At 65.5% G+C, this 14,961-nt stretch carries 14 protein-coding genes; 4 read left to right on the top strand and 10 right to left on the bottom strand.

Going from position 1 to position 14,961, the window contains the following annotated elements:
- The first annotated feature begins 319 nt into the window (after nt 1–319).
- Nucleotides 320–1,642 carry an NsdA family TPR-like regulatory protein gene (locus tag IE195_RS17430; RefSeq protein ID WP_191272805.1) on the top strand — a complete coding sequence of 441 codons (1,323 nt, stop codon included), beginning with the start codon at nt 320–322 and terminating at the stop codon, nt 1,640–1,642.
- Here the strand turns inward: IE195_RS17430 and IE195_RS17425 are convergent.
- The 7 genes from IE195_RS17425 to IE195_RS17395 form a co-directional block, all read right to left on the bottom strand.
- Nucleotides 1,636–2,532: a phosphotransferase enzyme family protein gene (locus IE195_RS17425; protein ID WP_191272803.1), complete on the bottom strand. Its 897-nt coding sequence runs from the start codon at nt 2,530–2,532 to the stop codon at nt 1,636–1,638. The two genes, IE195_RS17430 and IE195_RS17425, sit on opposite strands and share 7 nt — an antisense overlap.
- A 77-nt stretch (nt 2,533–2,609) precedes the next feature.
- Nucleotides 2,610–3,284, bottom strand: a complete 675-nt coding sequence (locus IE195_RS17420; RefSeq protein WP_191272801.1) for an HIT family protein — start codon at nt 3,282–3,284, stop codon at nt 2,610–2,612.
- Between the two features lie 13 nt (nt 3,285–3,297).
- Complete coding sequence (locus tag IE195_RS26515) at nt 3,298–4,224, bottom strand: DUF2797 domain-containing protein (RefSeq protein ID WP_191272799.1); 927 nt, start codon at nt 4,222–4,224, stop codon at nt 3,298–3,300.
- Entirely contained in the window at nt 4,221–5,252 is a 1,032-nt protein-coding gene (locus IE195_RS17410; protein ID WP_191272796.1) for a hypothetical protein, read from the bottom strand. Before IE195_RS17410 ends, IE195_RS26515 begins: the two co-directional genes overlap by 4 nt.
- Nucleotides 5,249–5,908, bottom strand: a complete 660-nt coding sequence (locus tag IE195_RS17405) for an AAA family ATPase (protein WP_191272795.1) — start codon at nt 5,906–5,908, stop codon at nt 5,249–5,251. The genes IE195_RS17410 and IE195_RS17405 overlap by 4 nt, the downstream gene beginning before the upstream one ends.
- Nucleotides 5,901–6,797: a hypothetical protein gene (locus IE195_RS17400; protein ID WP_191272793.1), complete on the bottom strand. Its 897-nt coding sequence runs from the start codon at nt 6,795–6,797 to the stop codon at nt 5,901–5,903. The genes IE195_RS17405 and IE195_RS17400 overlap by 8 nt, the downstream gene beginning before the upstream one ends.
- A complete protein-coding gene (locus IE195_RS17395; protein WP_229826274.1) occupies nt 6,794–7,486 on the bottom strand; it encodes a PEP-utilizing enzyme in 693 nt (230 codons plus the stop codon). Before IE195_RS17395 ends, IE195_RS17400 begins: the two co-directional genes overlap by 4 nt.
- Nucleotides 7,487–7,778: 292 nt before the next feature.
- On the opposite strand from IE195_RS17395, the gene IE195_RS17390 reads away from it, so the two are divergent.
- On the top strand, nt 7,779–10,178 hold the full coding sequence (locus tag IE195_RS17390; protein WP_191272788.1) for a hypothetical protein: 2,400 nt from the start codon (nt 7,779–7,781) through the stop codon (nt 10,176–10,178).
- A 488-nt stretch (nt 10,179–10,666) separates the two neighbouring features.
- On the opposite strand, the gene IE195_RS17385 is transcribed toward IE195_RS17390, so the two are convergent.
- Entirely contained in the window at nt 10,667–11,845 is a 1,179-nt protein-coding gene (locus IE195_RS17385) for a tyrosine-type recombinase/integrase (RefSeq protein WP_229826272.1), read from the bottom strand.
- Between the two features lie 445 nt (nt 11,846–12,290).
- Here IE195_RS17385 and IE195_RS17380 point away from each other — a divergent pair, with 445 nt between their 5' ends.
- Together IE195_RS17380 and IE195_RS17375 are read left to right on the top strand one after the other, a co-directional pair.
- Nucleotides 12,291–12,611 (top strand): YaaC family protein, encoded by a 321-nt coding sequence (locus IE195_RS17380; protein WP_191272784.1) that lies wholly within the window; start codon nt 12,291–12,293, stop codon nt 12,609–12,611.
- Nucleotides 12,612–12,749: 138 nt separating this feature from the next.
- Entirely contained in the window at nt 12,750–13,229 is a 480-nt protein-coding gene (locus IE195_RS17375; RefSeq protein WP_191272782.1) for a YaaC family protein, read from the top strand.
- A 131-nt stretch (nt 13,230–13,360) separates the two neighbouring features.
- Here the strand turns inward: IE195_RS17375 and IE195_RS17370 are convergent, their stop codons facing one another.
- Both IE195_RS17370 and IE195_RS26265 read right to left on the bottom strand, forming a co-directional pair.
- Entirely contained in the window at nt 13,361–13,972 is a 612-nt protein-coding gene (locus tag IE195_RS17370; protein WP_191272780.1) for an SMI1/KNR4 family protein, read from the bottom strand.
- Between the two features lie 126 nt (nt 13,973–14,098).
- Entirely contained in the window at nt 14,099–14,827 is a 729-nt protein-coding gene (locus tag IE195_RS26265; RefSeq protein WP_225942351.1) for a hypothetical protein, read from the bottom strand.
- Nucleotides 14,828–14,961 lie beyond the last annotated feature (134 nt).

Here is a 14,961-nt window from a genome sequence, read left to right as displayed (position 1 = left end):
GGGGTCGATACTGAGTGCGGGTCCGTTACGGGTGCGGTGTGGGCTCCTCGCAGCCACAGGGCCAGTCTCGGACGTTGTCGCTGGGGTCATAGGGCCACTGTCCGAAGAAACCGCTGACATCCCCATGACGGTGCGGGCATGGTGGTCATGACAAGCCGGTCATGGTGGAGCTGGAGCTGGCGCCCGTAGTCTTCTGTGCCACCCACCCGCCCCGAGGTTTCGAGTGGAAGGCACCCCCGTGTTCTGCGGAAACTGTGGTCGTTGCCGAGGCAGTGGCGCCTGCTCGTGTGTTCCCGCGCGGTTCTGGCGCATCTCCCAGGTGCGGCGGGCCGCGGCCGAAGGGGACGCCAACGCGCTGATCCGTTTGTTGCTCCGGCACACCGACCTGGCCCAGGACGCCATCGCGCGGATGTGCGACCTGTCCCAGACGATGGTCTCCCGGGTCCTGAGCGGCCAGCGGGAGCTACGGAAGCAGGAGACCGTCCGACGGGTGGTCGAGGGCATCACGCACGGGTACGAGATTCCCTCCCCCGTGATGGAGCGCGTCCCACCGGAGCTGGGCCTTGCCCTGAACGGCTCCCCGCAGAAGACCGCCGAAGTCCTGGGGCAGGTGGCCGGTGTGGACGTGGAAGACCTCCCCGGAGTGAAGGAGCAGCCACCAGCCTCGGCGGTCAGTTCCGCGGTGCTTTCCTGGCTGGTGTCAGGGCCCGCCTCCGGTGGCGCCGAGGCTCACGTGGCAGAGGGTCCGGTCGCGGCGATCCGCAGCGCGTCAGCGACGTTCTCTGCCTTGGACAACCGCTTCGGCGGTGACAACGCGCGAGCGGCGGCGGTGCACTACCTCAACGGCACGGTGGTTCCGCTGCTTCGGAAGTCCCACGCGGAGAAGGCCGGCCGGACTCTGTTCGCGGTGTCCGCGGAGTTCGTGCTCTCGCTGGCGTGGATGTCCTACGACGCCCAGCGCAACGGCGCTGCCCGGCGCTACTTTGTTCAGGCCCTGGACCTGGCCGCGCACGCGGGCGACCGGCTGCTCGGGGCGAGCGTGCTCTCGGCCATGAGTCACCAGGCCAATTACGTCGGTGCGCACGCCGAGGCGCGGGATCTGGCCCGGGCGGCGTTGGCCGGTGCCGGGGAGCGGGCGACACAGACCATGCGGGCGCAGTTCCTGATGATGGAGGCGCGTGCCCACGCCTCCGGACAGGACAAGTCCGCGTGTTTCCAGGCGATGAGCGAGGCGGAGCGGGCTTTCGGTCGACGTGACCCGGGGTCCGATCCGGAGTGGATCGGCTACTTCGACAATGCGGAGTACTCCGACGAGGTCGCCCACTGCCATCGCGATCTGGGCCATGCCCATGTGGCGCGGCGGTTGGCGGAGCAGAGCCTGGCGTCTTCGATCGGGGAGGAGTACGCGCGCAGCCGGGTCTTCACCCGTCTGGTGTTGGCGGCTGCCGTGCTGGGGCAGGGCGAGGTCGAGGAGGCCTGCCATCTGGGCTCCGTGGTGCTGCCGCAGGTGCGGGCGACGTCCTCGGCCCGGTGCGTGGGCTACCTCGACGCGTTCGCCCGGAGTGTGCGGCCCTACCGTGGGCAGCCGACGGCGGACCGCTTCCTGAACCAGGCTCGGGCCGTGGTGTCGACTGCTCAGTAGGGGTTCCACTCCCGTGGGCGTCGCGGGTCGGCCAGGTCGCTGATGCGCCGGTCGATCTCGGCGTCGATCTCGGGGCTCTCCCCGCGCTTTTGGGCGAGCCAGGTGGTCATGCGCAGTTCCCGGATCTGCTTGTAGAGGGGATAGCCCTCCCAGGCGGTGACGTCGAACCCGTAGGCCTCGCAGAAGTCGGCGTACTCGGCTTCGCTGTGCCAGCCCAGGTCCCGGTAGAGGGCGGTCAGGACCAGGTCCCACTCGGGTGGGCCCCAGCAGATGCCGTCCAGGTCGAAGAGCACGACCCCGTGCGGGGTGGCCAGGACGTTGCCGATGTTAGCGTCGCCGTGGATGACGTGGATGCCCAGCACCGGCTTGGTGGCCGGAAACCGGGCAGCCAGGCCGCGATGGGTCTGACGTAGTCGGTCGCGTTGGGCGGGGCTGAGCCCGGCGGCGGTGTCGATGCGTTCGGCCACACGGTCGAAGGGGTCCAGGTCGGGGAGATCGAGTTCGGGCGGCGGGATGAGGCCGTGCAGCGCGTGTAGGAGCTTGGCCAACTCCCGGGGGACGGTCCACTCCCCTTGGACCCCCTCCCAGAGCGTGACGGCGGTGCCTTCGGCCAGAACGGGTTGTTCGCCGGGCAGGGGGCGGCTCACCGGCAGGCCCTGTGCGGCCAGCCATCGGGCGGCCCGCACCTCCCGGTCGGCCTCCGCCCATCTGGCCGCGGAGCGTTCGACCCGGGCGATGACGGCTCCACCGCGCAGGCGGAACACCGCACGCTCCCCCATGCGGATCAGTTCGGGCCCCTCGTGAGCCGATGTCTCGGGGGCGCCCAGGGCCTGGGCGGCGGTGTGGACGGCTCGTAGGGCGCGCTCGGTGAAGTCCTCGGTGTGGGCCACGGGCCCCAGCCTATGCCGGGGCCGCGCGCCCACCCCGTGTTCGGGCGGAGCATCCCGTGGTGAGGGCGCGAGGCGGGTCACCTGGTGCTGAGGGCCGTGCTCATGCGGTGGACACGGTCGGTCTGGGGGAAGGTGAGCCAGTCCCACTCCCCTTCTTCGGCGCCCATCCAGGTGGCCAGGCAGCGGCGGAAGAACTGGGAGGGTGCTCCGGTGGCGGTGCCGATCCAGTCCTGGTCGGGTGTGCCCAGGGCGAGGTAGGAGCGTTGTTCCTCCTCGACCAGGCGGCGGGAGGCGCTGATCCAGTCCATGCAGGGTCGCATGGTGACGGGTGCCGGAATGTGGTCGAGGAAGCGTCGGTGGTCGCGGTCGGTGGCTACCACGTGGATGTGGGTGTGGTCGTAGCAGGCACCGCCTTTGTCACGGAAGTCGAGGCTGCCGTGTTCGAAGACGAGGCTGTCCAGACCGCTGCGTCGGCGGATGAGGCCGGTGACCTGTGGGATGAGGGTGCGCAGGTCAGCGTGTTCGGCCTCGTCCAGCCAGCCCACGGAGAGGGTGTGGCGCTTGGAGACAATGAGCAAGTACCAGTCGGTGAGTGCGCCGATGCAGGGCATGACGACGAAGTGTTCGCTCTCCAGGAGCACGTAGTCGGTGCGGGTCCGGGCCAGGCCCAGGTCGTAGAAGAGGTTGGAGTCGTCGCCGCCTTCCACCTCGCAGCAGAAGGTGCAGATGTCGCTCAGGGTGGTCTCGTGCACGGGGTCCTCCGGGTCAGAACAGGGTGGGTGCGCCGGTGGGAGCGTCCTCGGTGGTGGCCGGGACCAGGGATCGGCCGATGAGCCTGCTCAGGTCGGCGCTGTGGCGGGGCGCCTCGGGTTCGGTGGAGAACACGGCGACGGGGCCGGCGGCCCCGGTGATGTGCAGCCGGTGGGTGCCCTGGGTGAGGTCGTCGGGGTGGGCGAGCACGGGGGCGGATTCGAAGACGGCGGTGGAGCAGGCGGGGCGTATCCAGGGTTCGGGGGCGGCGAGCACTTCGGTGCCGGGCTGTTCGTCGGCGATCTTGTCCAGGTAGGGGGTGACCTGAGCTGCGAGGTCGGTCAGCTTCGTGATGAGGGCGGTGGTGTCGATGCTGTTCTGCAGGCCCAGGACCTTACGGCGGGTTTGGACTTGTTGGGGCAGCGCGAAGTGCTGGGAGACGGCAGACTCCAGGGTGCGGACGGTGGCGCCGTCCTTGGTACGGGCCAGGTAGAGGGCGGCGACGGGTCCCTGCTCGGCCAGTCGGCTGCGGCGGCGTGAGTCGGCGGCGGTGCCGACCTTGGTCGTGCCGTTGGCGAAGACGTCGAGGTAGAGCCAGTGCGGTTGCCGGAGGTAGTCGCGGATGTTCTCGGGCAGCGCCTCGGGGGTGCGGTGGGCCTGGTGGGCGGCGATGAACCCCTCCTTGTACTGGCAGCGTCGGCACTGTTTGCCCCGGGTGACGACCTCGTCGGTGCGGCAGCGCACGTGCCTGCCCTCGGCTCCGGTGAGGTCGAACCAGCCGATGCAGCGCCGCTGCTCGCCGTCGACGCGGAAGGCGTGTTCGCCCAGGAGGGGGTGGAGCAGGCTGTGTTCGGGGTGGTCGGGGTCGGTGGTGCGCAGGCGCGGGGTGTCGGGAACGCTCCAGTCCAAGCCGAGAAGGGTGACGGGTGCGGTCGGGTTCATGCCAGGCTCCGGTGCAGGATCGTTTCGATGTGGTGCAGGCAGCGGCGGCGCCGGGTGGCGACCGGGGTGCTGCGTTCGGCGTACAGGCCGTGGTCGTGGGTGCCGTTGAGGTTGTCGGTGACGATGTGCAGGTAGTCGAAGGGCACCTGGGCGGTGGTGGCGGCGAGGGCCATGTGGCCGATCTCGGGGTCCACCACGTCGAAGTGTGCACGGTGTTGCTCGAGCCAGGTACGGGTTTCGTCCAGGACGCTGGGGACCGTGATGTGCCGGGCCCGGTCGTGCAGTCCGGGCAGTGCCGGGTCGAGGTCCAGGGCGCTCTTCCAGGAGAGGGGGCGGCCCTTCACCTGGCTGGTGGTGCCGGTGACGATGACGGTGTTCGGTTCCATGTCGGGCTGGAGGCCGCCGAGTTTGCCGACGTAGAGCACGCCCGATGTGTGGCCGCGGGTGATCAGGGCGGTGACCAGGTCACCGGCGAGGTCACCCCAGAAGCTGAACTCGCATCCCAGTAGGAGTGCGGTGGAGCGGCCGATGCGCGCGGTGCGCCAGCCGAAGCCGGGGTGGTGGTTCCAGTCGGTGCTGGAGGCGGGTGGCCGGGTGAGGAGGGGTTCGACGTAGCCGAGGATCGCCAGGTCGTGTGCGGGCAGGTTTCGTGGAAGCCAGTGGTCGACGAATGCCAGCCCCTGTCCGGGAACCGGCCGCTCGACGGTGATCTCGGCCGGTAGGTCCGTCATGGCGCAGGCCGCGCGTAGAAGCTCCGCGTAGTGGTGGGTGTAGTCCTGGCCGGGAGGGACGACGCAGTGCAGGACTCCGTCGGCGACGGTGAAGTAGGGGCGGCGCCAGTTGAAGCGTTTGCCCACGCGTTTGTCGCCGCCGAGGAGGAAGCTCAGGGAGCGGTTGGGGTAGACCCATGCCCGGCCTCGGGCGGCGGTGAGCAGGTCCAGGGGGATCTTGGGGAGGACGTAGTCGGGGAGGCGTTCGCTCATGGTGTGTTCGCTGGCCAGGACGGGGCTGGTCGCGGTGGTGTTCACGCGTTGACCTCTCCGTGTAGGAGGGGCAGGAGGTCCGTTTCGTCTGCGGTGCTCGGCAGGGTGTGCATGGGTGCCGGGTGTGTGCTGAGCAGTTCCTCCAGGGCGCGGACGGTACGGGTCTGGTAGTCGGCGAAGGTCGCTGAGGAGGTCGTGGCTCGCTTGGTGGTGAAGGCGCCGTGTTCGGAGGGTTTGGAGGTTCCGGCCCTGCGGGTGGTGGCCACCTCCGCCGGGGTGGTGAGCAGGACGATCCGGTCGGGCTGTGGCAGGGCGGAGAACACGTCTTCGGCCTGGGACACAAGGCGTTCGTCGCCGGAGAGGGTCATGCGGGCCTGGTGTTTGAAGTACCAGCCGTCGACCACCACCGGCCGGTCCCGGTCGAGTGCGGGTGCCACGTAGGCGTGGTGGAAGAGCGTGTACCAAGCCATCAGGGAGTGCAGCCAGTAGTGCGCCGGGTAGTCCCAGACCGGTTCGGCGTGGTCGTATCCCCAGGTGAGTTCGTGCATGAGGCTCAGGCGCCGGTCCAGCCATGGGTACCCGGTTCGGGGTGGGTGGTCCTTGTGCAGTGCGGTGACCTGGGAGGTGGCGGTGGCCAGGCGGGACAGCAGGTGGCTCTTGCCCGCGCCGTCGATGCCCTCGATGGTCCAGAACTCAGGCATGGGCGCTCCTGACAGTGATTCCGGCTTCACGCAGGTTGATGGCCAGGTGCGAGAGCAGACCTGAACGCAAATACACCTCTCGGGTTCCGGCCCGGTGGAGTCGGTCGATGAACGAGGCCAGGCGGGCGTGCTCCTCCCGGGCGACGGACACGTCGAGCAGAACGGGACCGTCGGGTAGGGGTGCGTCGGTCGAGGAGAGCGGGGCCGTGTTGATCGGAGGTGCGGGGGTGTCCTGTTGCCAGGTGTCGGGTTCGGGCACACTGCTGCGGAGGTTCTGGGCGGAGAGTCCGTAGCGGCTGGAGTGGTGCAGCTTGAGACCGAACGGCTGGCCCAGGTCGTCGCGAAGGGCCGTCAAGTGGCGGCGGTGTTCACGAACCCATGCCACCAGGGTGGCGATCTGCCAGTCATCGACGCGGGCCAGTCGCTGTCGGGTTCCGTGGTGGGGGTCGTGGAAGCGAGCCATCTGGGGATGGGTGTCCGGGATGGTGAGTTCGAGGCCATCGTCCTTCACCAACAGGACGGCGGGGGTCAGGCGACTGTCCAGCTCCCAGATTCCGGGAACGATCTCGGCCACCACCACTGACTCGTAGACCGCGAGTTCGACAGAGAAGAGCACCTGCTCATAGGGCTGTACCAGTACAGACAGCCCCGGAACGAGATTGCCGATCCATGTCGCCGCGGCTGCGGGTGTGGCTCCCACCAGGCGGGGCAGGTTCCGTTCCTCGGAGGTGGCCGCGGTGCGCAGCACCAGGAGTCGGTGCTCGCTGAAGCTGTCGCGCAGGGCCCGAGTACTCATCTGGTGCGGTCGCCGCACGACACGGATCGGTACACGCAGTAGCCCGTGGGCTTCGAGGGCGCTGACGGCCTCGATCTTGTCCCACCCGCTCATGAGGCCCACTCCAGGGCAGCACGCGTGATCGGGCGTACCTGGAGCACCAGGACGGTCGCGCCGGTCCAGGCCCACTCCACGTCGACGTCGAACCCGAAGTGGGCGCTGAGCTGTTGGCACAGTGGGTGGAGCTGCGCGGTGAGGGCGAGGCTCGGGACCTGATCGGGGCCGGTCGATGCCCTGAACCGGCGGGCGTCACGCCGAGCTCGCATGCGCAACGGCATCCCGGCGGTGGCTCCATCCGGGTACGGGGATGCTTCGACCAGCAAACGGTCCTGGCTGAGGAAGGCCACACCGTACAGGGGAGCTTCCACCTGTTCCTGGACCAGAACGCACCCGCCCGGGACGGCCTCCAAGTCCTCCTGTGAGAGGAGATCTTGGTCGATGACCCGGGCCAGCGCGGAGGCGTCGGGCGGACAGTTCAGCAGCGACACCGATCGACCCGCCTGGGCCCGCTCCAGCCCGTCCTCCAGGGTCGAGCTCGTGCGCACCACGACTCGGCGGGGCCGGTAGAGCTCCAACCACGTGCGAAGTGAGGCGATCGCTTCGCTGGTTCCGTGCGCCAGAGCCGCAGTACTGAGGCAGAGCCCCGGCGGCACGGGGAGCCCGAGGTCAGCGACCTGGCTCAGCCGCGCCGCCTTGTGACCCCACATATCGGGGTCCAACCGCTGTGAGAGCAGGTCAGCCACCAAGGCGCCACCTGCTCTCGGCGCGGATCTTCAGCCCGAAGGCTGCTTCCTTGAATCCGTCCATGCGCCCACTGTGGACAGCCCAGCCGCTCGTTCCCATGACCAGCCAGTCATAGGTTCACCGCCGTGGCACACCGGCTCTACCGTGAGTTAGCGGGAGACGAGCTCGGAACACACCTAGCCTCCATCGGGCGCGCCCTAGAAAGGCCTCCGGTTGTCGTCGGCTTGTTCTATGCTCGTTACACCGAGCCTGGAGCGTGCTATGTCGACCTTTCACCCCTTGGGAAGGGTGGTGGGTGATTTCGATCCGGAGATGTTGGGCGATCCGGTGAATGAACTCCTACCTTTTCGCAACTGCAATACCGTTTCGGATGTACGCGCGATCCTGCGCGAGCGCGTCGAAGAGGATGTCGCGGCGATCGTCGATATGGTCGCAGACGCCGACGCGTTTGATGTCATCGAGTTGATGCGGATGCGGGAGTTCTCGATCGCCCCCGACCCTCGCCTTGCTCCGCCTGGCGGTGCGTCACTACCGGTGGAGATCGTCGCAGCCGTACTTCTGGCTAGGCCATCGCGTAAGCCAGATCCCACTCCAAGGGAAGATACGCGGCCGCACGAGGTGATCTCGGACTTGCACGAACGCTGCACCAGGCTGGGCCGGATAGCTAGCTACCGTCAACTGGCGGAAGGCCACCTCAGCGGCGAACCACTCAGTCGGCTGGCGAGCGAGTACCAGGGCGCTGTGCTGAACATTCGAAACCTGCAATACGACCACATCCGTGACGAACACGATCACAGGTTGTTCGATAAATCAACTTCGAGCGAACTCATGCAGACGCACCTTGGCTATGGCTACCGCGACTTAAGTGCGGTGCGATCGGCAATGAATGAAATCTCTGCCGAACGAATGACCCGCCTCCGTGACGAGACCGGTAATCTTATGATAGCGCACCAGAACCTCGACCCCAAAGATCTGCCTCGCGAGGTCATCGAGCAGTTCACTTCCGGGATCATCCCGCTCATATTTCTCCCCGCAGACCGGTCGATCATCACTCCAGCCGACATCTCAGGCGCATCGGGACTGAACATCGCAACTGCGAAGAAGGTCCTCAATTCATTCGCGCAGCAGTTCGATGACTCTGAAAGCCCGGGCAAGCGAGTCTTCGATCTATTGATGGGCAACAACCCGTTCTTAGCACGACCGTTGATGTCCGACGGAGACGAAAATTTCGCGCTCACATCGAACGAAATCGGTATCGATGTGCTTCGACGGATATTCGAGCGCGCACTCCCGCCCAACTCCTCCGATATGCGCAGGTACGACCAGAAGGTCCGACAGCCGGTCAGCGAAGAGCTCGCGAATAACTATCTTTCGACCATTCTCGGAACACCTGCTTTTCGCGAAGGCTACCACTATCTTGCACCAAAATCTGGGGTTTCCGCGGACGAACTCGGCCCTGACAGCGTGACCCTTCGCCAATCAGCCAATGAAGTGGAGGGCGATGCGCTCTTCGTGATTGATGACGTCGCCGTTATCGTAGAAGTGAAAGGGAAGTCGATCGCCGACCAGGCTCGACGTGGAGATGTACGTCGCCTGAAGCGCGACCTTAAGGCGACGCTCGGTGATGGGGCACGCCAGGCTACGCGTATCCGAGAACTCATTGAAACCAATCATGGTGTCTGGGAGAATAAAACAACTTGGCTAGATCTATCGGGCGTTCGCGAGGTGAGGAGCATCGTGGTGGTGCTCGACGATATCGGCCCGCTCGGCACAAATCTTGCCGACCTCCAGCATGCCGGGCTCCTACCTGAAGACCGACCGCCACTCGTTCTGTCGCTCCACGACCTCGCTGTCATCGCCGAAATCGGTGAGCGCCCGTCGGAGTTTCTACTTTACCTCAGAAGACGCACCGACAGCCTCGTGACTACCTACTATCGTGCTCTCGACGAACTCGACCTCTATATGCGGTTCCTCGCCGCCGATCTCTATATCGCAGAGGATCCTGACAAGGTCAGGTCCGCGCATCCCACAGCACCGCCGTCATCTAAACGCGAGCGTAGTCGTCACGAACAATCAGCAGTCGGCACCATGGTCAGCGACAACTGTGTCGAACTGACTGCATGGATGAACCGTGACAAGCTTCCGCAAGACGAAGATATCGTCAAGCCATCCATGAATGCGCAAGCTGAAATTCTGAAACTCGTCGACCAACTAAGCAATGCAAGAAATCCCGGCTGGTTCCGCTGCGGAGCGGATCTTCTTGCATTGTCCGGAGAAGGTCAGCTGCATCTCCTGTCGACGATCAAGAAGTGCGCCCGGTCCACCCGCAAGGACAGCATTTACCATGATGCGATTGTCGCATACGCTGGCCAATGGGGGTTCGCAACGATCTTCTTGGCCACTCACCCGACTGACACATCAGTCACGAAAGCCAAGGAACGACTGCAGTCCTACTCCAAGGCCAAGCAGTACCAACTGCAAGCGGATCGCGCCTACGGCTGGATTTTCGATAAAAACGGTTCCCTGGAGGACACCTTCTATCTCAACTCGGTCGCTCACAACGATCCCGCGCTCGACCGGCTAATCGCGGATATGAAGCTCCAACCGGTGGGGCAGCGAATCCCACCTATTCCACCCTCGGCGCGCCGGGCGACAAAACGGGTAAAGAAAAAGAAGCGTAAGCGTCGCTGACAGGCGCCAGGACGGACTAGTGCTCCATCCACACTTGGATATCTCGGCCCGAGCAAGCAACGAGCATGAGACAGCCACTGCTGTGATCATGTGGCACCGACACAGGAAGCCTGAGGGAATCCCTCCCACCGTCAAGGCCGTTGTCCTTGTGTGACACCAAGAGGTGGCGCATCGTTACACTCACACCCGTATCTAAAGATGAAGCACTCAGCGCCGGTCACACGGCGAATGCCTCGCGAGGTGCCATCGGACACCAAGCGCCAGCGGTGTGTGCTCCGTTTGTGCTCCGCAGTTTTGGACCGGAACGTCAGCGGGCGACACGACGCGGCACAGAACGGCATCACGGATCGGATGGCGCGGGACACAATGGTACGTAGCGACACGTGACGGTACGCGACCATAGAACTTCTAATCCGATGGCCGCAGGTTCGAATCCTGCCGGGTGCGCCACAAAAACCCAGGTCAGACGGGGTACAACAGCCTTGCCCTCATCGCACTCCCGTACTGATGGGGCCAGGATGGGGCCGAGGTGGGGCCAGACGCCTCCTCACCCCGCGCGCCCTCCCCCGCTGATGGGCTCTGCCCGCATCGCGCAGCACCAGCCACGCCGTGCGCTCCGCCGCTTCCCGCGCCACCTGCGGCAACACCGTGGAATAGGTGTCCGCGGTCAGCACGATGCTCGCGTGTCCCAACATGGCCTGCACCACCTTCAATTCCACCCCCGCAGCCAACGCCAACGTCGCCGCACCGTACCGCAGATCGTGCAACCGCACCGGCGGCAACCCACTCTCCGTGTTCAGCTTCCGAAACAGGCGCGACAACCGTTCAGGCGCCAACGCACCGCCCCGCAGGGCAGTGAACACAAACCCCCGCGGATCCCACACCCGCCCCTGGGACTCAGCTTCCTTCTGCTGGTGCCACTGATGACGGCGCAACACCCCCAAGGTGGTGTGATCCACCGACAGCATCCGTCGACTCGCCGCGCTCTTGGGAGCCAGCTCCACCAACCTGCCCTGGTGGGACTGCAGCTGGCGCTCCACCCGCACCGTCCCCCGCACCAGGTCGATGTCGGGCCAGCGCAACCCCACGAGCTCGCCCCGGCGCAGCCCCGTCATCACCGCCAGATGGAACAACCCGTACAACCGGTCCTGGGACACGTGGTCCAAGAACGTGCGGGTCTGCTCCACCGTCCACACCGCCACCGCCGGCCGCGCCCCACCGTTACGCCAGTCCGCGACGGCCTGATCGGTCCACACCACCGGCCGCGCAGCACGGCCGCCCTCCAACCGCAACCCCTTGGCCGGGTTCGAGGCCAACAACCCCTCGCGCACCGCGGTGTTCAACGCCGCCCGCAACGTGGCCCGCACCCGCTGCACCGTCGCCGCCGACAACAACACCCCCGTAGGCGACCTGTGCCGGGAAATGGAGACGAAGACCTGCGCCACCACGGCGGGAGTCAGCTCCTCCAGGACCAGAGCGCCCAGGTGGGGTTGCAGGTGGCGGTGGATGTGCTCGGCATAACTCATCCGGGTCAACGGCCGCAACCGGGTGCGGGTGGCCAACCAGTGCTCCAGCCACGCCCCCACCGTCAACACTGCCGGATCGGTATCGCCGCCCTCGAGCTCCCGCGCCCGGCGCAGACCCTGGCGGGCTGCTTCCCGGGACACGAACCCGCCCCGACGCACCCGACGCCGTCCACCCGGGGCGTGCTCCAGTTCCAGCGCGAAGTACCAACTCCCATGCCCCCTACGCGCCAGGTCGGGGCACCGACCCTCCCAAGCCTTCACACCCCTCACACCACGACACCCGCACCGCTTGTACACCCAACCCGATCCAGACACAACGAACACCCCCACAACCGGTGTCCGCCCCAGAACGGGATAGAGGTGATGTCCCCCTGTCGGTGGGTGAGCGACCTTCAGGTTCGCTCCCCACCTCCCGGGTGACAGGAGGCGATCCCGGCAACACACCAGAGCCTTCACACACTCAGCCTCCGAAGACACGACGAGCTTCTAAGGTGATGGTGTGGACTTCAACGCCGATGCGTGGGCGCACCTCCGAGCCACCCGCGCCAATCCACCAGCCCCTGCTCGTGGGTGTGAACAGCGAAGTGTGACCTACCAGTTCGGGCTGGAACAGGCCGAGCAACTGTTCCGACAAGCGGCCACGGCTTCACCCGCGCCCCGCCCCCTACCCCTCTTCTACGGCCTTAACCAAGCTGGAAGAGCGATCGCAGCAGCCACATCTACGGCCACCGACGACGACTGGAAACTCACGGGACACGGCATCCGCGCCAAGAACTTGTCCGATCAACTCCCTGACGTGCAGATCTCGACCGAGGCACCAGGTACAAAAGGAAGCTTCGCTCGGTTGTCACAGTTCCTGGGCTCACCTGTCTGGGGCACGACACCAGTGCCTCTAAAGCTGCCGTGAGACTGCCTGCCCGAAGCCGAGAAGTGGCCGCTATGCCACTCACTCACCCAGCAACGACGCATCCCGCTCCAGACCGACTACCAGATTCCTGCGATCGAGCAGCCAATAGTCCGCGCGGTGCGGCCACTGCCGCACCGGGTGGTCTCCTCTCCCCACCTCCAGCCACTCTCCGAGTACCTGGGCGGCTTCCCCGACGTGTTGGGCTACGACTTCGACCGCACCGGGCCAGGCGTGGACGCCGCCCCCGCCTACCAGCCGCTGGGCGATGAGACCGGCGAGCTCACGCTGAAGTGGCCAGCAGACCTGGGGGAGCACTACACCGCCCGCGTCGAGCTACTCAACGCCAAGACGCGAGCCTACCTGGGCGACCGGTACTTCTTCCCTGGCCCTGGCACGCCTGGCGCGGACCGCGGCTTGCACCCGCTCATGGCGTGGTGGGCGGTGCTGTACGCCTTGTCGATGCTGGCCCGCTACCAACCGGTCGAGTGGGCGCGACACATCGATGTGAACACCAGTGAGTCTGCCGTGCCGATCGAAGAGCTCCTACGCGCAGCGTTGGGCATCCTTCCGGAGCTGATCCGGGAAACCATCAATGAGGTCCGAAGGACCGTCACATGATCGGCGACGAGACCCGTCCCCTCAGGCTCCTACAGACCTGACTTTTCCGGGGCCCTGCCACATCCCCGAACCCAATAATCAAACTTCATCCAGCCTCCGAAGCCGAAATAGACCCGAGAAATTCTCGATTCTCAATTATCTGGCCAAGGCCATTCAACAAATATATTTGAATCATCAAAAGACTTTGCAACGATTTCACAATCCAATACCCTGGTCGCAGCCTTGTAAATATATTCACTCACGGACATTTCATGCTCACACCACCAACCGTTGCGCTCCTTGGCTAGTATTTTCCACCCTCCCGGAGGTCCATCTACATACCAATAGAACTCATCTCCAATGAAGTCCTTACCCCACTTCAACAACCCAGGAACCATCGGATAAAAATCAGGAAATTCCGAGTGCCCCTCCAGCAGTGATCCATCCATTCTTTGTGGCACATCGCCCACAAAAGGATCCTCCGCAAGGAATTCCTCAAATTCTTCCTTGCTCTCCCTGGTTGCGATCATAAGATCTGAATCACCCGGAGTTCCAGCGCGAGGTGTTATTAGAGAGACAGAACCCAGGTTCACAGTAAAGTACTTAGAGACAAGAATCTTGTAGTCTTCGGGAAGTGTCAGACCCATCGACCTCTCTACTTGACTCCATGCAATCGGCTCCTTATCTTCAACCGTACTCCCACCCACCAGCTCAGTTATCTTCTCTACATAATCCATGGAAACCCTCAAATCATCAAAAATCATTCATACTTTCCGGCTTTGGCCCTCTGCACACACCTCCGTCAACCCTCCCCCCTTCTGCATATCTCTTTCTATTATTGAGGATGCAATGATCCCAAGCAAAAGACCCGCAGGATTTTGCGGGTTGGCTCAGGCCGCCCCGGCCCTGCTGGCCAAGGGGCGCAGTTCCGGGGTGGAACGCCGGTGCTCCCTGCGCAGCAGTTCGGTCAGCACCCCGGCGGTTCCGGGGTGGTAGCGGATGAGTTCAGGGGCCAGCCGTTCGGCGTCCAGCAGGGTGTGGACCGCTGCGGCGTCCTGGCGGCGCTGGGTGTAGGCGCGGGCCAGGTCCAAACAGACCTGGGCCCGCCGGCCGACCAGACCTGCAGGCAACGTGCCCACGTCCAGGTCCTCCCCCGCTTCCACTGCGGTGCGGGCGTCACCGATCGCGACGGAGGTGCTGATGGTGTGGATGGCCACGTTCGTCGGCCCGAAAGCGGTCCCATGAAGGTTGTAGTCACCGCCCAAGCGGGTGGCAGCACGGCGGGCCTGGCGTAGGAAGCGTGGTACCGCTGCACGGTCGAACTCCGCGGCGGCGGCCGTGGCGGCGGCGAGGTGGAGACCGCCGTAGACGCTCAGCTCCTCGGGGGTTCCGGGACGCATGCGGCGCTCCAGCGCCGAGGCCGCGCCCATAGCCAGCTCCGCCGCTTCAGTGGGCCGTCCACGCGAGATGAACACGTAGGCGAGCCGGTAGGCGCCCACTGCGGTCAGCAGCGTTTGGTCGGCCCACTCGGCGGCTGACATGGCGCGGTCGGCGGCCTGCCAGGCCAGGTCCTTCTCCCCGACTCGGCGCAGTAGGGCGGCGGTGGTGTTGTAGACCATGGCTCGGGCCGAGCACACGGCGGGCCGGTCGGAGCCGGGGGTGTGGGCGGCGGCTTCGGCCTCGCGGATGAGCCGGGGCAGTCGTCGCCCGACCTCGTCGTAGCGGGCCGATTGGTAGGCGGCATAGGTCTGGT

It is taken from the genome of Nocardiopsis terrae, from assembly GCF_014651695.1.
Taxonomy (GTDB): domain Bacteria; phylum Actinomycetota; class Actinomycetes; order Streptosporangiales; family Streptosporangiaceae; genus Nocardiopsis; species Nocardiopsis terrae.
This window is presented reverse-complemented; position numbering and strand designations above follow the sequence as displayed.